At 73.2% G+C, this 18,008-nt stretch carries 17 protein-coding genes; 8 read left to right on the top strand and 9 right to left on the bottom strand.

Going from position 1 to position 18,008, the window contains the following annotated elements; all coding sequences use genetic code 11:
* Positions 1-20: 20 nt before the first annotated feature.
* Genes ACTWPW_RS13500 through ACTWPW_RS13465 form a run of 8 tightly spaced genes read right to left on the bottom strand, consistent with a single transcriptional unit; the run spans position 21 to position 8,786 of the window.
* A complete protein-coding gene (locus ACTWPW_RS13500) occupies positions 21-1,460 on the bottom strand; it encodes an aldehyde dehydrogenase family protein (protein ID WP_375108573.1) in 1,440 nt (479 codons plus the stop codon).
* Positions 1,457-2,659 carry a P1 family peptidase gene (locus ACTWPW_RS13495; protein WP_443168910.1) on the bottom strand — a complete coding sequence of 401 codons (1,203 nt, stop codon included), beginning with the start codon at positions 2,657-2,659 and terminating at the stop codon, positions 1,457-1,459. Before ACTWPW_RS13495 ends, ACTWPW_RS13500 begins: the two co-directional genes overlap by 4 nt.
* A complete protein-coding gene (locus ACTWPW_RS13490) occupies positions 2,659-3,837 on the bottom strand; it encodes a M20 family metallopeptidase (RefSeq protein WP_443168909.1) in 1,179 nt (392 codons plus the stop codon). Before ACTWPW_RS13490 ends, ACTWPW_RS13495 begins: the two co-directional genes overlap by 1 nt.
* The gene (locus ACTWPW_RS13485) at positions 3,834-4,649 is read right to left on the bottom strand and encodes an ATP-binding cassette domain-containing protein (protein WP_443168908.1); all 816 of its coding nucleotides are present in this window, start codon (positions 4,647-4,649) and stop codon (positions 3,834-3,836) included. The genes ACTWPW_RS13490 and ACTWPW_RS13485 overlap by 4 nt, the downstream gene beginning before the upstream one ends.
* A complete protein-coding gene (locus ACTWPW_RS13480; protein ID WP_443168907.1) occupies positions 4,618-5,532 on the bottom strand; it encodes an ABC transporter ATP-binding protein in 915 nt (304 codons plus the stop codon). The genes ACTWPW_RS13485 and ACTWPW_RS13480 overlap by 32 nt, the downstream gene beginning before the upstream one ends.
* Positions 5,519-6,340, bottom strand: a complete 822-nt coding sequence (locus ACTWPW_RS13475; protein WP_364126504.1) for an ABC transporter permease — start codon at positions 6,338-6,340, stop codon at positions 5,519-5,521. Before ACTWPW_RS13475 ends, ACTWPW_RS13480 begins: the two co-directional genes overlap by 14 nt.
* 8 nt (positions 6,341-6,348) lie before the next feature.
* Complete coding sequence (locus ACTWPW_RS13470; protein WP_375108578.1) at positions 6,349-7,287, bottom strand: ABC transporter permease; 939 nt, start codon at positions 7,285-7,287, stop codon at positions 6,349-6,351.
* Positions 7,284-8,786, bottom strand: coding sequence for an ABC transporter substrate-binding protein (locus ACTWPW_RS13465; protein ID WP_443168906.1), 1,503 nt, complete (start codon positions 8,784-8,786; stop codon positions 7,284-7,286). The genes ACTWPW_RS13470 and ACTWPW_RS13465 overlap by 4 nt, the downstream gene beginning before the upstream one ends.
* Positions 8,787-8,874: 88 nt before the next feature.
* On the opposite strand from ACTWPW_RS13465, the gene ACTWPW_RS13460 reads away from it, so the two are divergent.
* From ACTWPW_RS13460 to ACTWPW_RS13425, 8 genes are all read left to right on the top strand, one after another.
* On the top strand, positions 8,875-9,627 hold the full coding sequence (locus ACTWPW_RS13460) for a FadR/GntR family transcriptional regulator (RefSeq protein WP_375108580.1): 753 nt from the start codon (positions 8,875-8,877) through the stop codon (positions 9,625-9,627).
* Positions 9,628-9,656: 29 nt separating this feature from the next.
* A complete protein-coding gene (locus ACTWPW_RS13455; RefSeq protein WP_375108581.1) occupies positions 9,657-10,622 on the top strand; it encodes an adenylate/guanylate cyclase domain-containing protein in 966 nt (321 codons plus the stop codon).
* A 198-nt stretch (positions 10,623-10,820) separates the two neighbouring features.
* Positions 10,821-11,303: a SigE family RNA polymerase sigma factor gene (locus tag ACTWPW_RS13450; RefSeq protein WP_375108582.1), complete on the top strand. Its 483-nt coding sequence runs from the start codon at positions 10,821-10,823 to the stop codon at positions 11,301-11,303.
* Positions 11,300-12,325 (top strand): hypothetical protein, encoded by a 1,026-nt coding sequence (locus ACTWPW_RS13445; protein WP_443168905.1) that lies wholly within the window; start codon positions 11,300-11,302, stop codon positions 12,323-12,325. The genes ACTWPW_RS13450 and ACTWPW_RS13445 overlap by 4 nt, the downstream gene beginning before the upstream one ends.
* 34 nt (positions 12,326-12,359) lie before the next feature.
* Positions 12,360-13,115 (top strand): aminotransferase class IV, encoded by a 756-nt coding sequence (locus ACTWPW_RS13440; protein WP_443168904.1) that lies wholly within the window; start codon positions 12,360-12,362, stop codon positions 13,113-13,115.
* A 14-nt stretch (positions 13,116-13,129) separates the two neighbouring features.
* Entirely contained in the window at positions 13,130-14,122 is a 993-nt protein-coding gene (locus ACTWPW_RS13435; protein WP_443168903.1) for an LLM class flavin-dependent oxidoreductase, read from the top strand.
* A 41-nt stretch (positions 14,123-14,163) separates the two neighbouring features.
* Positions 14,164-15,684 (top strand): acyl-CoA synthetase, encoded by a 1,521-nt coding sequence (locus ACTWPW_RS13430; protein ID WP_443168902.1) that lies wholly within the window; start codon positions 14,164-14,166, stop codon positions 15,682-15,684.
* A 108-nt stretch (positions 15,685-15,792) separates the two neighbouring features.
* On the top strand, positions 15,793-16,434 hold the full coding sequence (locus ACTWPW_RS13425) for a class I SAM-dependent methyltransferase (protein ID WP_443168901.1): 642 nt from the start codon (positions 15,793-15,795) through the stop codon (positions 16,432-16,434).
* On the opposite strand, the gene ACTWPW_RS13420 is transcribed toward ACTWPW_RS13425, so the two are convergent.
* On the bottom strand, positions 16,435-17,994 hold the full coding sequence (locus ACTWPW_RS13420; RefSeq protein WP_443168900.1) for a benzoate-CoA ligase family protein: 1,560 nt from the start codon (positions 17,992-17,994) through the stop codon (positions 16,435-16,437).
* Between the last annotated feature and the right edge of the window lie 14 nt (positions 17,995-18,008).

The raw sequence follows: 18,008 nt of genomic DNA, 5'->3' as shown, positions 1-18,008 counted from the left end.
GCCGGCACGGTCGTGCGGAGTCACGGCCGGATGATGGCCATCCTGGTCACGGTGAGCTCCTCGATGGCGAACCGGGGCCCTTCGCGGCCGGACCCCGAGTCCTTGACACCCCCGTACGGCATGTTGTCCGCCCTGAACCCCGGAACGTCGTTGACCACGACCCCACCGGCCTCGATGCGCTCGATCGCCGCGAACGCCGTGGCGAGCGAGCGGGTGAACACCGCCGCGTGCAGGCCGTACCGCGACCGGTTGACCGCCGTGAAGGCGGCGTCGAGGTCGGGCACCGGCCGGACGCACACGACGGGCCCGAAGATCTCCTCGTCCCAGGCCGTGGCGCCGTCCGGCACGCCGTCCAGCACCGTCGGCGCGATGGCCCGGCCGTCGCGGTGCCCGCCCGCGAGCACGCGGGCCCCGGACGCGGCGATCCACTCCAGCACGCGGTCGGTGGCCGCCTCGTCGATGAGCGGGGCGACACGGGTGCCGGGCAGGCGCGGGTCGCCGACGGTGACGTTCTTGACGCGTCCGGCCAGCAGGGACCCGAACTCCTCGCGTACGGGCTCCTCGACCAGCACCCTCTGCACCGAGATGCACGCCTGGCCGGAGGCGTAGTAGCCGCCGCGCACGACCGCGTCCGCGGCCGCCCCGAGGTCGGCGTCGGCCGCCACCACGAGCGCCGCGTTCGAGCCGAGCTCCAGCAGCACCTTGGTGGGGGCGGCGGCGCGCGCGATGGCGTGGCCGGCGGCGGCCGAGCCGGTGAACGAGACCGCGCCGATCCGCCGGTCCTCCACCAGCGTCCGGCCCACCTCGACGTCGCCGGTGACGAGCTGCACGCCGGCCGGGGGCAGGGCGCCGGTATCGCGCAGGAGGCCCACCAGCCGGAGCGTGGCCAGCGGGGTCGCCGGGGCGGGCTTGACGATCACCGGGCAGCCGGCCGCCACCGCCGGTGCGATCTTGTGCGCGGCCAGGAGCAGGGGGTAGTTGAAGCCCGTGATGCCGACGACGACGCCGATGGGCCGGCGCGTCCAGAAGCCGATCAGCCCCTCGCCGGAGGGCAGCAGGTCGAGCGGCACGGTCTCGCCGTGCAGCCGGGCGACCTCCTCGGCGGCCGTGGCCAGCGTGACGAGCGTCCTGGCCACCTCCACCCGGCAGTCCACCAGCGGCTTGCCGGTCTCGAGGACGAGGAGCCGCTCGAACTCCTCCCGCCTGGCCGCCAGCGCGTCATGGGTCCGCATGAGGGCGGCGCGGCGGGCGTGCGAGGGCAGCGCCGCCATGGCGGGGGCCGCGGCGAGGGCCTCGTCGAGGGCCTGGCGGGCGTGCGCCGCCGTACCCAGCGGGGCCTCGGCGACCCGGGACCCGTCGTAGGGGAAGATCACGTCCGTGGTGGCCGCGGTCCTCGTCCAGCCGTCGCCGATCGGCAGGCCGGTGGGGAGGTCGCGGGGCAGGTCGGGGGCTGGTGTCATGGCCGGCTCCGGAGGGCGCTGGGAAAGACGTCGAGGTAGGCGGGCGCGCCCTCGCGGCCGGTGGCGGCCAGGACGGCGTGGGCGACGGCGCGGCTGAACACGTCGGCCGCGGCCGCCAGCACGTCCTGGAAGGCGTCGTGACCGGGGGCGGGGCGGGCGCAGGTGGCCAGGCCGAAGACGGTGTCGCCGTCGGTCATGGTGTGGGCCGGTCTGATGGCCCTGGCCAGGCCGTCGTGGGCGACCGCCGCCAGCTTGCCGCACTGGGCCTTGGTGAGGGTGAGGTCGGTGGCGACGACGCCGATGGTGGTGTTGAAGGCGGGGGTCCGGTCCGGGTTCCAGGCCGCGGCCTCCTCGGGGGAAGGGGGCCTGAGGTGGTCGAACTCGCCGGGGAGGCCGTACCTGGTGCCCGCCAGGGTGGCGTCGCGGGGGTCGAGGACGGAGCCCGCGGCGTTGACGACGGCCAGCACGGCGACCGTGGTGCCGTCGGGCAGCACGGCGCTCGCCGTGCCCACGCCGCCGGCCAGCCCGCCCGCCACCGCCCCGGTCCCCGCCCCGACGGACCCGCTCACCGTCGGGGGCGCGGTCGTCTGCGTGAACCGCCCGCCGCCGTCCGGGGCCGGCGCCCCTTCGAGGGAGGGGGAAGCGGGCACGCCGCCCGCGGCGGGGACGGAGGGCTTCGCGCCGTCGGGGGTCGTGGGGGCCTCGCCGGAGGAGCCGTCCCTCCGAAAGACCTCGGGCCCGGACGGCAGGAGAGGGGGCGGGCTGCCTGTGGCGGCGTCGTAGGCGGCGGCGCCCAGGGTGGCGTCGGGGACGGCGCGGAAGGCGCCGCCGCGGCCCAGGTCGAAGATGACGGCGGCCGGGACGATCGGGACCGCGCCGCCCGCCACCGGATAGCCCGCCCCGGCGTCGGCTAGCCGGTCCATCACGCCGCAGGCCGCTCCCAGCCCGAACGCGCTCCCGCCGGAGAGCACCACGGCGTGCACCCGCTCCACCAGGTTGCGCGGGTCGAGCAGCTCCGTCTCCCGCGTCCCGGGCGCGGCGCCCCGCACGTCCACCCCGGCCACGGCCCCGTCCGGCGGCGCGAGGACGACGGTCGTCCCGGTACGGTGCCCGCCCCCGACCCGCCGGGCGTGCCCCACCCGCAGCCCCGCCACGTCCACCAGCGAGTTGGTGGCCCCCGGCCGCATCGGCAGCCGCATCAGAAGTCGCCGTTCAGGAACCGCCGGGCCGCCTCGGCGAACACCCGGGTACACCGCACGATCTCCTCGACCTCGACGAACTCGTCCGCCTGGTGGGCGATCCACTTCCCGCCGGGCCCGTAGACCACCGACGGGATGCCGCCCCAATGCGTCAGCACGGTCCCGTCCGTCGAGCCCGGCACCCCGCCGTACACCGGCTCCTCCCCCGTCACCGCCCGGTGGGCGGCGGCCAGCGCGGCCACGACCGGGTCGGTCACGGGCACGTCCACCGGCGGCCGGTCCACCAGCACCGACACCTCGGCGGCGATCCCGTCGAAGCCGGCGAGGGCGGCCACCCGGTCGGCGATCTCCTTGTGCTCGACGCCGGGGATCGTGCGCACGTCGACGAAGAGGGAGGCGACCGCCGGGATCACGTTGACCTGCTCCTCGGTGCCGGCCCGGAGCACGGTCGGGGTCACGTACACCTCGCCGAGGTGCTCGTGCGCCGGGTGCCGGTCCTGCAGCTCCTGCTGCAGCGACCGCAGCGCCACCAGCAGGGATCCGACGGCCTGGATCGGGTTGCGGCCGTGCTGCGGCATCGCCCCGTGCGCCATCTTGCCGGTGAGGTCCACCCGCAGCCGCAGGGCTCCCTTGGCGACGGCGCAGATCTCGCCCGCCTCCGGCTCGGCCACGATCGCGCCGTCCACGCCGGAGGTGAGGCCCGAGGAGACGAAGTGGTGGGCGCCGATCATGAGGCCCTCCTCGTCGGCCAGCGCGCAGACCTTGATCCGCCCGGGGAAGGGGCCGGCGAGCTGCAGGGCGCGGGTGGCGTACAGGGTGGCGGCCAGGCCGGACTTCATGTCGGCGCTGCCCCGCCCCCACAGCCTGCCGTCGCGGATCTCCCCGCCGAACGGGTCCACGGTCCAGGTGGACAGGTCGCCCTCGGTCACCACGTCCGTGTGGCCCTCGAACATCAGCGTCGGCCCGGCGCCGCCGCCGCCCTCGACGACGGCGACCACGTTCGGCCGGCCGGGCGCGGCCTCGTACACGACCGGTTCCCAGCCCCACTCCCGCATCCTCGCCTCGACGAGCTCGGCGGCGGGCCGCTCGCTGCGGCCGCGCGCCGGGTCGTTGGTGCTGGGGATCCGCACGAGCGCCTGCGTGAACTCCACCACTCCATCGGCATCGACGTCGATCACAGGAATCCCTCCAGAGTCGGTACGGCCCGCAGCAGCTCCTGCGTGTACGGGTGGGCGGGCGCCGCCCAGACGTCGTCCACCGGCCCGGTCTCCACGATCTCGCCCCGGCTCATGACCGCGACCGTCTCGCACACGTGCCGCACCACGGACAGGTCGTGCGAGACGAACACGAGCGTGAGCCCCAGCTCGTCGACGAGGTCGGCCAGCAGGTTGAGTATCTGCCCGCGTACGGAGACGTCCAGCGCGCTCACCGGCTCGTCGGCGACCAGCACCTTCGGCCGGGGCGCGAGCGCGCGGGCGATGGCGATGCGCTGCCGCTGCCCGCCGGAGAACTGGTGCGGGTACCGGTCGGCCGCCTCGGCCGGCAGCCCGACCGCCTCCAGCAGCTCCGCGACCCGGTTCCCGGCCGGCAGGCCGAGGGCGGCCAGCGGCTCGGCGACGAGGTCGCGCACGCGCATGCGGGGGTCGAGCGAGCTCATCGGGTCCTGGAAGACGATCTGGAGGTTCTCGCGCAGGAAGCGCAGGCGCCGCTCCGGCAGGCCGGTGATCTTCTGGCCGTCGAAGCGGATCGAACCGCCGGTGGGCTGGTCGAGGGCGCAGAGGAGGCGCAGCAGGGTGGACTTGCCGGAGCCGGACTCGCCGACGACGCCGTACCGCTCACCGCGCCGTACGGTCAGCGAGACGTCGCGCAGGGCGTGGACGGCGCCGCCCGGCCGGGTGAGGGAGGTGCGGGGGCGGTGGTAGACGCGGCTCAGCTCCCGCACCTCGATCAGCGGGGCCTCAGTGGGCGGGGTGCCAGCATGCGTAGGCATGTCCGTCTCCTGTCAGCTCCGGCACGGTCTCGCACGCGGGGGTGGCGTGCGGGCAGCGGTTCCTGAACACGCAGCCGCCGGGGAACCGCCCGGCCGGGGGCACGCTGCCCTTGATGGTGGGCAGGCGGGTGCCGCGCGGGGTGAGCCGGGAGGCGGCCAGCAGGCCCTGCGTGTAGCGGTGGCGGGGGCGGGTGAAGACCTCGCGGATGGGGCCGGACTCGACGACGCGGCCGCCGTACATGACCAGGACGCGCTCGCAGACGGAGGCGACGACGGCGAGGTCGTGGGTGATGAACAGCAGCGCGGGGGCCACCTCGGCGATCAGCTCCAGCATTTGCTTCTGCACCGTGACGTCGAGCGCGGTCGTGGGCTCGTCGCAGATGAGCAGCCGGGGCTCGTTGGCCAGGGCGATGGCGAGCATGACGCGCTGGCGCTGGCCGCCGGAGAGCTGGTGCGGGTACGCGCGGGCGATCTGGGCGGGCTCGGGCAGGCGGACCCGGCCGAGCAGCTCCAGGGACCGCTCGCGGGCCTCCTGGCGGGAGCGGCCGTGCAGGGTCATGACCTCGGCGACCTGGGCGCCGATCCGCATGAGCGGGTTGAGCGCGGTCATGGGCTCCTGGAACACCATGGACAGGTCGCGGCCGCGCAGGTCCCTGATCCGGCTCTCCGGCACGCCGACCAGGTCGCGGTCCGCCAGCCTGGCCCGGCCGGCCGCGGTGACGCCCTCGGGCAGCAGGCCCATGAGCGACAGCGCGGTCAGCGACTTGCCGGAGCCCGACTCGCCGATCAGCCCCACCCGCTCGCCGGGCGCGATGCCGAACGACACGTCCCGGACCAGCTCCACCGGGCCGGCGCGCACGGTGAGGTCCTCAACCTTCAGCACGGATCCTCCTGAGCTTGGGGTCGAGGAAGTCGCGCAGCCCGTCGCCGAGGAGGTTGAAGCCGAGCACCGCCAGCGCGATCGCCAGGCCGGGCCACAGGGCCAGGCGCGGGGTGGAGAACAGCAGCTCCTGCGACTCCTGCAGCATCCGCCCCCACGACGGGATCGGCGGGCGGGTGCCGAAGCCGAGGAACGACAGCGCCGCCTCGGCCAGGATCGCGATGGCGAACGACACCGACGCCTGCACGATCAGCATGGAGCCGATGTTCGGCAGCACGTGCCGCACCGCGATCGCCGCGCGCCGCCGCCCGGCGGCCCTGGCGGCCAGGATGTAGTCGGTCACCATGACCTGGAGCGTGGCGGCGCGGGCCACGCGGGCGAACGCCGGCACGGTGGCCACCCCGATCGCGATCATCGCGGTGAGCGTGCCGGGCCCGTAGACGGCGCCGAGCATGACGGCCAGCAGCAGCGCGGGGAAGGCGAAGACGAGGTCGTTGACCCGCATGACCAGCTCGGAGAGCCAGCCGCGCGGCGTCATCCCGGCGAGCACGCCGAGCGGGGTGCCGATGAGGGCCGCGATGCCGACCGCGACGATGCCGACGTAGAGGGTGGTGCGGGCGCCGACCATGAGCTGGCTGAAGGTGTCGCGGCCGAACTTGTCGGCCCCGAGGAGGTAGCCGCCGCCGGGCTCGCGCAGCCGGTGCGCGGCGTCCACGAGCGTCGGGTCGTGCGGGGTCCAGAAGAACGACGCCACCGCCGCGAGCACCACGAGCCCGACGAGCGCGCCGCCGACGAGGAGCCCGGCGTTCATCCGGCCTCTCATCGCAGCCTCGGGTCGAGCAGGTGGTAGAGCACGTCCACCACGAAGTTGATCAGCAGTACGGCCGCCACCAGCACCATCACCACGCCTTGGACGAGCAGCAGGTCACGGCCGGCGACGCCGTTGAGCAGCAGGTCGCCCAGCCCGGGGATGACGAAGACCCGCTCGACCACGACCGCGCCGATCAGCAGCGTGGCCAGTTGCAGGCCGAGCACGGTGACGACGGGGATCGAGGCGTTGCGCAGCCCGTGCCGCCACAGCGCGCCGGTGCGGCCCCGGCCCTTGGCGCGGGCGGTGCGCAGGTAGTCCTCGCGCATGACGTCGAGCACGGCGCTGCGCACGTAGCGGGTGAGCACCGCGCCCTGGACGAGGCCGAGCGACAACCAGGGCAGCAGCAGGCTGCGCAGCCACTCCCCCGGATTCTCCGCGATCGGCACGTAGCCGCCGGACGGCAGCGCCTGGGCCTGCACCGCGAACACGAACACCAGCAGGATGCCGGCCAGGAACGCGGGGATCGCGATGCCGAGCTGGCTGGCCGCGCTGATCGCCGCGCCGAGCGGGTCGCGGTGGTGCACGGCCGCGAACGTCCCCAGCGGCACCGCGAGCACCAGCGCCACGGCCATGCCGCCGAGCACCAGCACGGCCGTGACGCCGAGCCGGTCGCCGATTTGCGGGCCGATGGGGGCGCTGGTGACGTACGAGGTGCCGAAGTCGCCCTGGAGGAGGCCGCCCGCCCAGTCGAGGAACTGCGCCACCGGCGCCCGGTCGGTGCCGAACTGCCGGCGCAGCTCGGCCACCGCCTCGGGCGTGGCGTTGACGCCGAGCGCGATCTCGGCCGGGTCGCCGGGCAGCAGCGCCATGAACGCGAACACCGCGACCGCGGCCACGGCGGTGCTCGCGATCAGCACCGCCGCCCGTTTGACGAAGTACAGCGTCACTGCTTGGCGAGCGCGGTGAAGTCGAAGGACTCCGCGATGGCGTTCTTCGGCAGCCCGGTGACGCCCTTCTTCGCCACGATCAGGTTCGGGAAGAGGAAGAGCCAGTCGGCCGCGGCGTCGTCGGACAGCAGCTTGGCGGCCTGCTTGAGGTTGCCGGCCTGCTCCTGCTCGGTGCCCGCGTCGGCGGCGGCGAGCAGCTTGCCGAACTCGGGGTTGTCGTAGCGGAAGTAGTACGACTTATCGGCAAAAATGCCCATATCCCGGGGCTCGACGTGGTTGATGAGCGAGAGGTCGTAGTCGCCCTTGGTGAACACCTGGTCCAGCCAGCGGGCCGGGAACTCCAGCGGCTCGATCTCCGCCGTGATCCCCACCTGGGCGAGCTGCGACTTGACGACCTGGGCGCTGTTGACCGCGTACGGCAGGTTGGGGATGCGCATCTTGACGTCGTACGTCTTCCCGCCGAGCAACTCCTTGGCCTTGGCCGGGTCGTACGGGTAGTCGCCGGTGCGGTCCTCGTACCAGGGGTCGGTGGGCGGCACCATCGAGCCGATGAGCTGGCCGCGCCCGGCCCAGGCGGTGTCGAGCAGCGCCTTGTGGTCGATGGCGTGCCGGACGGCCTGCCGCACCTTCTTGTCGTCGAACGGCGGGCGGCCGTTGTTCATGGACAGCACCACCTCGCCGTTCGTGGTGCCCTCGATCGTCTCGAAGCGGTTGGGGTCGGCGAACTGCTGCAGCGACTCGGGCGCCTGCACGCTGGAGATGACGTCGATGCCGCCGGTCAGCAGCGCGTTGTTCATCGCCGTGGCGTCCTTGAAGTATTTCAGGGTGATCGCCGTCAGCGGCGGCTTCGTGCCCCAGTAGGAGGGGTTGGCGTTGAGCTGGATGGAGTCGCCGCGCCGCCACGAGCCCAGCACGTACGGCCCCGTGCCGACGGGCTTGTTGGCCAAATCGGAGACGCCGGTGCGGCTGAACATGGCGCCGAGCCTGGTGGCCATCGAGTAGAGGAAGCCGTTGCTCGGCTGCTCGAGCGTGACGACGGCGGTCGAGTCGTCCTTCTTCGCCACCTTGTCGATGACGTCGAGCTGCGACTTGATCTTGAGCTTCCAGTCCGACTTGACCCGGTCGAGCGAGAACACCACGTCGTCGGCCGTGAACGGCGCGCCGTTGGTGAACGTCACGTTCTTGCGCAGGGTGAAGGTGTAGGTCCGGCGATCGTCCGAGACGTCCCACTTCTCGGCGAGCAGCGGCACGATCTGGCCGTCCTGGCCGAGTTTGACCAGGCCCTCGTAGACGTTGACGAGCAGCGCCTGCGGGATGGCGGCACCTTCGGTGGAGGTGAAGTCGAGGTTCGCGGGCTCGGCCACGAAACCGACCGACAGCGACTGGGCCTTGGGGGTGCCGCCGGCGCCGCCGCTCCCGTTGCCGGACGCGCCACCACCGCAGGCCGCCGTGGCCAGCAGGAGACCGCCCGCGGCGATCAAGATTCCGATTCGCCTCATGCCTTACAGCCTCCTGGCTAGTGCACTGGTCGGACCAGTAGGCTACGCACATTGCCAGTCGGCGATGGCTCGGGTCAAGGGGGCTTGCATGGGTGGTCCGCGCTTCGAGCCGGTGCGCACCGTACGCGCTTACGAGCGGGTCGTGGAGCAGGTCGAGGAGGCCATCGAGAGCGGCGCTCTCTCACCGGGGCAGCGGCTGCCGAGTGAGCGCGAGCTGATGGTGCAGTTCTCGGTCAGCCGCTCCACCGTACGCGAGGCGCTGCGGGTGCTGCAGGCCCGCGGCCTGGTGCGCTCGCGGCCGGGGGACCCCAACGGGGCGGAGGTGCTGCCGTTCTCGCCCGCCGCATTACACAAGTCGATGACCACGCTGGCCCGGGTGGACGAGCTGTCGCTGGCCGAGCTGGTGCAGTTCAGGATGGTGCTGGACTCGGCGGCCATCCTGCTGGCCGCGCGCCTGCGCACGGAGGAGCAGCTCGCCGAGATGGGCGCGGCGGTCGAGGGCATGCGGGCGGCCGTGGACGCGGGCGAGGAGACCTTCGGGGCGGCCGACGTGGCCTTCCACGACGCCGTGGTGCGCGCGAGCGGCAACAAGCTCATCGAGATCTGCACCGACGTGGTCCGGTCGATCGTGCTGAAGCTGATCTCGGAGCGGATCGCGGGCGCGCCGGACCGGCGGGCGCTGATGCGGGAGAGCATCCGGCACCACGAGGAGGTCATCGCCGCCATCCGCGCCGGGGACGGCCCGCTGGCGGCCCGGCTGTCGAGAAAGGCGATGTATGACTACTACGCCGGGTATGTCAGTGAAGGTGAGAGAAGTGCCCTAAGGGCCTTGCTGGAGTGACCTGGCCCACAGGGTGTTATGTTGCCGAGGTGGCGCGCGTGGACGGGGACGGGCTGGCGGAAGCCTTTCTGCGTGAGCCGCGCCGATACACCAGTCACCAGGTCGCCGAGATGGCGGGGGTGCCGGTCTATCGCGCACGGCGGTTCTGGCGTGCCCTGGGGTTCGCCAACGTGCCCGACGACGCGGTGGAGTTCACCGACTCCGACGTCGAGGCGCTCAAGACACTGGTCGGCATGGTGACCTCGGGCGTCTACGACGAGGAGCACGTGCTGCTCATGGCCCGCTCGCTGGGCCGGGCCACCACCCGCCTGGCCGAGTCGCAGGCCGAGCTGGGCGTGGAGGCCCTCGACCAGGCGGGCGTGCCGCTGGTGGAGCGGCCCAGGGCCTGGCGCAGGCGGGCCGAGCGGGTGGTGCCGGACCTGGCGCGGCTGCTGGTCTACGCCTGGCAGCGCCAGCTCGCCGCCGCCGCCGGGCGCATCGCCGACCAGGACATGAGCGCCGTGCGGCTGGCCGTCGGGTTCGCCGATCTGGTCGCCTTCACCCGGCTGAGCCGGCAGATCACCGCGAGCGAGCTGGCGCGGCTGATCGACCGGTTCGAGGGGCGCTCGGCCGACATCGTGACCTCCTCCGGCGGGCGGGTGGTCAAGACGCTGGGCGACTCGGTGCTGTTCGTGACCGACAAGGCGCACGTGGCGGCGGAGATCGCGCTGCGGCTGGTGGAGACGCACGCGCGTGGCCGGGACATGCCGGAGCTGCGGGTGGGGCTGGCGTCCGGGCCGGTGATCTGGCGCATGGGTGACGTGTTCGGCACCACGGTCAACCTGGCCAGCAGGCTGACCGCGCTGTCCCTGCCGGGCACGATCCTGGCCGATCCGCAGCTCGCCGAGGAGCTGGAGGGCGACCGGGCCTTCCGGCTGCGCGAGGTCAACCGGCTGTCGGTACGGGGGCTGGGCGAGCTGGCACCGTTCACGGTCACGCGGGCCGAGAGCCCCTGACCGTCACCGTCGCGCGGGCCGGGAACCCCTGACCGTCACCGTCACGCGGGCCGGGAACCCCTGACCGTCACCGTCGCGCGGGCCCGGAGCCCCTGACCGCCTGCCGGGAGCCTTCCCCGGGTAGCCGGGGCCGGGCAACCTGGCTCGGCGGTCGATGCGTCACTACCGTCAGCCGGTTCTCACAGGAGGCGCTTCAAGTTGGCGGATAGAGCGATATTTCAGGACTTCGTGGTGACGCGGTCGGATCGGTTGTTACGCACCGCGTACCTGCTGACCCGGGACTGGGGCGTCGCGGAGGACCTGCTGCAGGAGTCGCTGGCCAAGGCGTGGTTCGCCTGGCACGGCATCGACGAGCCCGAGGCGTACGTGCGCAAGGTGCTCGTGACCACGTACACGTCCTGGTGGCGGCGGCGCTGGCGCAGGGAGCTGCCCAGCGACGACCTGCCCGAGGACGTCACGCCCGACCCGTGGGACGCCGGACGCGAGGAGCTGTGGCGGGCGGTGGGCCGTCTGCCGGCCAGGCAGCGCGCGGTGATCGTGCTGCGCTTCTACGAGGACCTGCCGGTGAACGAGGTGGCCCGGCTGCTGGGCTGCCAGGAGGGCACGGTCAAGAGCCAGACCGCCAAGGCGCTGGCCAAGCTGCGAGTGGACGAGTCGATCGTGAAGGAGCTGCGCCGATGACCGTGCAAGACCTGCGTGACGTCCTGCGGGAGCGGGCCGAAGGCCCCTCCCCCGCGAACCCCCGCCGCCACGACCAGGTCCGCGCCCGCATCCGCAGGACCCGCCTGCGCAGGCGGGCGGCGGCGGGCACCGCTCTGGTCGCGGCGGTCGCGGCCGGCGTGGTCCTGCTGCCGGGGACGGCCGCGCCCCCGGCCCGCGAGACCACGACGGCGGCCCGGCTGGCGCCCACCCCGACGGCGAAGGAGCTCCCGCCGCGCTTCACCGCGCCCGACGGAACCGAGTACCGCCGGCTGGCCACGGCCGCGCTGGAGGCGGACGGCGCCAAGAAGACGTCGGTGACGATCCCGGTCTCCGGCAGGCCGCTGGACGTGGCCGGGCTCTGCGACGGCGAGTTCGGCGCGAGCGCGCCGAAGGTCCTCGTGGACGGCAACCACACCGGCCTCCGCGGGTTCCTGTCGTGCCGGAAGACGATGGAGCTGCAGCCGCTGATCGTGCCGCCGGGCGCGACGCGGGTCACGCTCACGTTCGACACGACGACCACCGGCTGGGGCTGCGTCGTCAAGAAGAAGGGCGGGCCGTGCGTACGAGTCCCCGAGAAGAGGGCCGACTGGGACCTGGCCGTCTACGAGTGGACGCCGCCCTCCCGGCCGGTCACCCCGGAGCCGGTCAAGGCCTTCCCCGACCGGGCGGGCGGCAAGCGGCTGGCCTCCATGTCGACCGGCGTCTATCCGAACGACTCCACCATCGAGCTGGAGGTGGTGAGCACCGGCGGCAGGATCGGCATCGACCAACTCTGCTCGGGCGACCTGGCCGCGCGGATGTGGTTCACGTACCAGGTCAACGGCGCGAAGTCCCCGTCGACCTCGATGTGCGGGGTCTGGAAGGAGGGCCCGTACCCGATGGCGATGAGCGAGTTCGAGGTGCCCAAGGGCAAGAAGGTCACCATCACCGGGCGGATGGGGCTCTGGGGCGAGCACACCAACCGGCCGGTCGACTGGGCGGTCGCGGTGTACCGGAACTGATCTCGTAGGCTGGCCGCGACGACAGGAGGTGGCCGTGGTCGAGCGGGCCGCGATCGAGGGCAGGCTGATGGACGGCGACGCGCGCTTCGCGCTGGAGTCGCGCTATGGGCACTTCACCGCCATGCAGGTCAGAGACCGCCGGGTGCGCGGGCTCGGGCTGCATTTCGAGCGGCTGGACCAGGCGAGCCGCGAGCTGTTCGGCGGCGGGGTCGACCGGTCCGCGGTGCTCGCCTCGATCCGGACCGTGCTGGGCGACGACCTGCGGGACGCGAGCGTACGGGTCTACGTCTTCGACGCCGACCCGCCGCGCGTCGTCGCCTCGGCGGCCCCTCCCCACGAGCCGCTCAAGGGGCCGCTGAGCGTCAAGTCGGTCGTCTACCAGCGTTACCTGCCGCACATCAAGCAGGCCGCCAGCTTCCAGCAGGCGCACATCAACCGGACGGCCAGGCGCGAGGGCTTCGACGAGGCGCTGCTCACCACCGAGGACGGCCTGATCAGCGAGGGCTCGATCACGAACCTGGGCGGCTTCGCCGGCGGCCGGCTGGTCTGGCCGGACGCCCCGATGTTGCGCGGGGTCACGATGCGGCTGCTGGAGCGCATGGACGTGCCGCAGGAGCGGCGCCCGCTGAAGGTGGCCGACCTGACCGGGTTCGACCAGGTGTTCGTGTGCAACTCCTGGGGCGTGATGCCGGTCGGCGCGGTGGACGGCGTGCCGCTGCCGCAGGACGCCGGGCTGGTGGCTCGGCTGCTCGGCCACTACGAGGGCATCGCCTGGGACCCGCTGGATTGATCCGGGGATCGCGGGTGTTGCACGCCTACGTGACCGCCTACTCGATCCTCGACCGCTCGCTCGTCCGCCAGGGCTCCACCCCGGCCGCCGCGCTGCGCGAGACCGTACGGTTCGCGCGGCAGGCCGAGGAGCTCGGATACCACCGGTTCTGGGTGTCCGAGCACCACAGCGTGCCCGGCGTGGCGGGCTCGGCCCCGACCGTGCTGGCGGCGGCCGTGGCCGCGGCGACCTCGCGGATCCGGGTGGGCACCGGCGGCGTGATGCTGCCCAATCACCAGCCGCTGGTGGTGGCCGAGCAGTTCGGCGTGCTGGAGTCGCTCTACCCCGGCCGCGTGGACATGGGTCTGGGGCGTTCCGTGGGTTTCACGGGCGGCATCCGCAGGGCGCTCGGACACGGCAAGGACGACGCGGACGGGTTCGGCGACCGGCTCGACGAGCTGCTCGGCTATTTCACCGGCACGCAGGCGGCGCATCCGGGGGTGCACGCGCTGCCCGCGGAGGGGCTGCGGCCGCAGGTGTTCGTGCTGGCCATGGGCTCGGGTGCGGAGATCGCGGCGGCGCACGGGCTGCCGATGGTGATCGGGGCCGGCGCGCGGATGGTGGACGCCGTGGCCCGGTACCGTGCGGGGTTCCGGCCGTCCGGGTGGGCGGCGCGGCCGTACGTGGTGATCGCGGTCAACGTGGCGGTCGGCGCGACGCGGGCGGAGGCGGCCACGCTGCAGCTGCCCGAGGCGTGGGCCACGGCGCTCTCGCGCACCAGCGGGGCCTTCCCGCCGCTCGTGCCGGCCGAGGAGGCCGCCGGGCTGGAGATGGGCGCGCGGGAGCGGGCCTACCTGGAGGAGTCGCTCAAGGGGCAGATCCACGGGACCGGGCCCGAGGTCGCGGTGGCGCTCGGCTCGCTGGTGGAGGCGAGCGGGGCGGACGAGGTGCTGGTCACGATGAACACCTACGACCTGGACCGGCGGCTGGACTCCTACCGGCGGCTGGCGGCGGCCCTCACGGGTTAGGATCACCCGAACATCGTTCTGCGCGAATGAAGGGTGCCCGCATGATCCGCCAGCACGCCATCGGTGACCTCCTGCGGCGCACGGCCGCCCGCCACCCCGCCAAGACCGCCATCGTGTACGGCGACCTGCGGCAGAGCTACGCCGACCTCGACCTGGCGGTGAACAGGACGGCCAACGCGCTGGCCGCCCGGGGCGTGGGCAAGGGCGACCGGTTCGCCGTCTTCAGCCACAACAACCACGCGTTCGTGGTGGCGTACTTCGCCTTGGCGCGGCTGGGGGCGATCTCCGTGCCGGTCAACTTCATGCTGGGGGCCGGGGAGGTGGCGTACGTCCTCGAGCATTCCGGCGCCACCGGGATCCTGGCCGAGGAGGCGCTGCTGCCGGTGGCCGCCGCGGCGGTCACCGAGCGGGTCACGGTGCGCGGCGTGATCGGCGCGGCGCCGGAGGGCTGGGAGCCGTTCACCGCGTGGTTGGCCCATGACGACGCCTCGGAGCCCCGGGTGGAGATCGCCGACGACGACCCGATCCAGCTCATGTACACCAGCGGCACCGAGTCCCGCCCCAAGGGCGCCACGCTGACGAGCCGCAGCCTGATCGCCCAGTACGTCACGTGCGTGGTGGACGGCGAGATGAGCCACGACGACGTCGAGGTGCACGCCCTGCCCCTCTACCACTGCGCGCAGCTGCACTGCTTCCTGACGCCGGGCATCTATCTGGGCGCCACCAACATCGTCCTGCCCGGCGCCAGCCCGGCGGCGATCCTGGCCACGATCGAGGGCGAGCGCGCCACGAAGCTGTTCTGCCCGCCCACGGTCTGGATCTCGCTGCTGCGCCACCCCGACTTCGACCGCAGGGACCTGTCGTCGCTGCGCAAGGGCTACTACGGCGCCTCGATCATGCCCGTGGAGGTGCTGAAGGAGATCGCCGCCCGCCTGCCCGAGGTGCGCCTGTTCAACTTCTACGGCCAGACCGAGATGGCCCCCGTCGCCACGATCCTGGGCCCGGAGGAGCAGCTGACCCGGCTCGGCTCGGCCGGGCGGCCCGCGCTGAACGTCGAGACCCGCATCGTGGACGACCGCGACGAGCCCGTGCCGCCCGGCGTGGTGGGCGAGATCGTGCACCGCAGCCCGCACGCCATGCTCGGCTACTGGAACGACCCGGAAAAGACGGCCGAGGCGTTCCGCGGCGGCTGGTTCCACAGCGGCGACCTGGGCGTCATGGACGCCGACGGCTACCTGTCGGTGGTGGACAGGAAGAAGGACATGATCAAGTCGGGCGGCGAGAACGTGGCCGGCCGCGAGGTGGAGGAGGCCATCTACCAGCATCCGGCGGTCGCGGAGGCGGCCGTGTTCGGGGTGCCGGACGAGAAGTGGATCGAGGCGGTGACGGCCGCGGTGGTGCTGCGCGAGGGCGCGGGGCTGACCGCGGACGAGCTGGTCGGGTTCCTGCGGGGGCGGCTGGCGGCTTTCAAGACGCCCAAGCGGGTGGTGTTCGTGGACGCGCTGCCGAAGAACGCCTCCGGCAAGGTGCTCAAGCGGGAGCTGCGCGACACCCTGTCATGATCGGGTCGTGACCAGGCGTCAGCCACGCCAATAGCGGGCATCCCCTCTCGGCGACGACTTCACCTCAAGCCCCGGGACAACTCCTCCGTCTCGACCGAGAGAGGCCGCATGCCAAGCCTGCCCGAGCTCATGCACCGCACGTTCTTCCGGACGCTGTCCCTGCTGTCGCCGAGGGCCCAGGGGACGATCCTGCGCCGCTACTTCGAGTGGCGGCACCGGATCCCCGACCCCTGGAAGCTGGCGACCGACAGCTACGAGCAGCACAAATACCACACCACGCTCAAGCACCTGCCGCCGCGGCCCTACCGGCGCATCATCGAGGTCGGATGCGCCGAGGGCGTCTTCACCGGCGCGCTCGCGCGGGCCTACCCCGACGCGGAGATCACGGGGGTGGACGTGTCCGCGCGGGCGCTGGAGCGGGCGCGGGCCCGCGTGCCGGAGAACGGCCGGGTGCGCTTCGTCCAGGCCGACATCCTCACCCACCGGCCCGAGCCCCGCTTCGACCTGGTGTTCTGCTCGGAGACCCTCTACTACCTGGGCCGCCACGACCGCCTGTGCCTGGCCTCGGCGCAGCTCAGCGGCCTGCTCGTGCCGGACGGCGTGCTGGTGGCGGTGCACCCCTGGCCCGAGGCCACCCGGCTGCACGGCTATCTGGACGCGCACGGGTCGCTGCACCGGCTGGGCGAGCAGGTCTACACGACCCCGCCGCGGCCGTTCGCCATCACGATCTACGGGACGAAGCCCGGCTAGCTAGCCCTTGCCCAGCAGGTCGGCGGCGATCTGGCGGACCACCACGCGCTGGATCTTGCCGGTCGCCGTCTTGGGCAGCTCGTCGAGGACCAGCACCTCGCGCGGGCGCTTGAACGAGGCCAGCCCGTCCCGGCAGAAGCCGATGAGCTCCCCGGCGTCCACCGTGCGGCCCGGGGCGGGCACCACGCAGGCCACCGGCTTCTCCAGCCCCTCCCCGTCGAGGTAGGCCACGACCGCGCACTCCCCCACCGACTCGTGCTGGAGCAGCCGGGCCTCGACCTCCATCGGCGACACCCAGATCCCGCCCGCCTTGATCATGTCGTTGGATCGGCCGAGGCAGCGGTAGAAGCCGTCCGCCTCGCGGACGTAGGTGTCTCCCGTGCGCAGCCACTCGCCCTGGAACACCTGGCGGGTGGTGGCGGTGCGGCACCAGTAGCCGGTGGCGATCGAGTCGCCGCGGACGTACAGGTGGCCGGGCTCGCCGTCCCCGACGGGGACGCCGCGGTCGTCGAGGAGGCGGGCCTCGTAGCCGGGGACGACCGTTCCCGAGCTGCCCGGCCGTACCTGGCCGGGGTGGTTGGAGATGAAGATGTGCAGCGCCTCGGTGGAGCCGAGCCCGTCGATGACGTCCACGCCGAACCGCTCGGTGAAGCGCCGGTAGATCTCGGCGGGCAGCGCCTCGCCCGCCGAGACGCCCAGCCGTACGGACGCGAACGCGTCGTCGGGCGCGCCCCCGGAGTCATGGGCGGCGAGCAGGGCGGCGAAGAACGTGGGGCCGGCGAAGAACAGCGTGGGGCGCTCCTCCCTCACCCGGGCGAGCACGCCCGCGGGGGTGGGCCGGGCCGGGTCGAGGATCGCGGTGGCCCCGGCGGCCAGGGGGAAGAACAGGGAGTTGCCGATGCCGTACGCGAAGAACAGCCGCGCCACCGACAGGCACCGGTCCTCCTGGCGGATGCCGAGCACCTGGCGGCCGTAGGTCTCGTAGACGTCCCGGATCGCGCCGTGGCGGTGCATGGCGGCCTTGGGCGCGCCGGTGGTGCCGGAGGTGTAGAGCCACAGGGCGGGCGAGTCGCGCCAGCTCTCGTACGGGGGCGCGGCCGGCCGGCCGGCGGCCAGCACCTCGGCCCAGGAGCGCGCCGGCGCGACCGCCTCGCCCACGAGGACGAGCGTCTCCACCTCGGGGGCGGCGTCCAGGGCCGCGCGCACGACCGGCTCGAACTCGGGGGTGGCCACGACCACCCGCGCCCGGGAGTCCCTGACGAGGGTGCCCAGCTCGGGCCCGTTGTACATGGTGGACACCGGCACCGCGACCGCGCCCATCCGCATCACGGCCAGGATGGTGATCGCGGTCTCCGGCCGGTCCGACATGACGAGCAGGACGCGCTCCTCCGGCCGCACGCCCAGCTTCCGCAGCCCTGTGGCCAGCTCGGCGACGTGCGTGGCGAGCTGGGCGTAGGTGAGGGTGCCCGCCGGGCCGGTGATCGCGAGGTGGTCGCCCCGGCCCGCCTGGACCTGGCGGTCGGTGAGAAAGACGCTGGCGTTGAACGACTCGGACGTCATGACCGTCCCCCATC

This window comes from Nonomuraea sp. KM90 (genome assembly GCF_052246675.1).
In the GTDB taxonomy this organism is placed as follows: domain Bacteria; phylum Actinomycetota; class Actinomycetes; order Streptosporangiales; family Streptosporangiaceae; genus Nonomuraea.
This window is presented reverse-complemented; position numbering and strand designations above follow the sequence as displayed.

What these genes read in the sequence shown, in the direction of transcription:
- ACTWPW_RS13500 (WP_375108573.1), bottom strand. Translation starts at nt 1,460, where the DNA reads ATGACACCAGCCCCCGACCTGCCCCGCGACCTCCCCACCGGCCTGCCG.
- ACTWPW_RS13495 (WP_443168910.1), bottom strand. Translation starts at nt 2,659, where the DNA reads ATGCGGCTGCCGATGCGGCCGGGGGCCACCAACTCGCTGGTGGACGTG.
- ACTWPW_RS13485 (WP_443168908.1), bottom strand. Translation starts at nt 4,649, where the DNA reads ATGCCTACGCATGCTGGCACCCCGCCCACTGAGGCCCCGCTGATCGAG.
- ACTWPW_RS13475 (WP_364126504.1), bottom strand. Translation starts at nt 6,340, where the DNA reads ATGAACGCCGGGCTCCTCGTCGGCGGCGCGCTCGTCGGGCTCGTGGTG.
- ACTWPW_RS13465 (WP_443168906.1), bottom strand. Translation starts at nt 8,786, where the DNA reads ATGAGGCGAATCGGAATCTTGATCGCCGCGGGCGGTCTCCTGCTGGCC.
- ACTWPW_RS13460 (WP_375108580.1), top strand. Translation starts at nt 8,875, where the DNA reads ATGGGTGGTCCGCGCTTCGAGCCGGTGCGCACCGTACGCGCTTACGAG.
- ACTWPW_RS13445 (WP_443168905.1), top strand. Translation starts at nt 11,300, where the DNA reads ATGACCGTGCAAGACCTGCGTGACGTCCTGCGGGAGCGGGCCGAAGGC.
- ACTWPW_RS13430 (WP_443168902.1), top strand. Translation starts at nt 14,164, where the DNA reads ATGATCCGCCAGCACGCCATCGGTGACCTCCTGCGGCGCACGGCCGCC.
- ACTWPW_RS13425 (WP_443168901.1), top strand. Translation starts at nt 15,793, where the DNA reads ATGCCAAGCCTGCCCGAGCTCATGCACCGCACGTTCTTCCGGACGCTG.
- ACTWPW_RS13420 (WP_443168900.1), bottom strand. Translation starts at nt 17,994, where the DNA reads ATGACGTCCGAGTCGTTCAACGCCAGCGTCTTTCTCACCGACCGCCAG.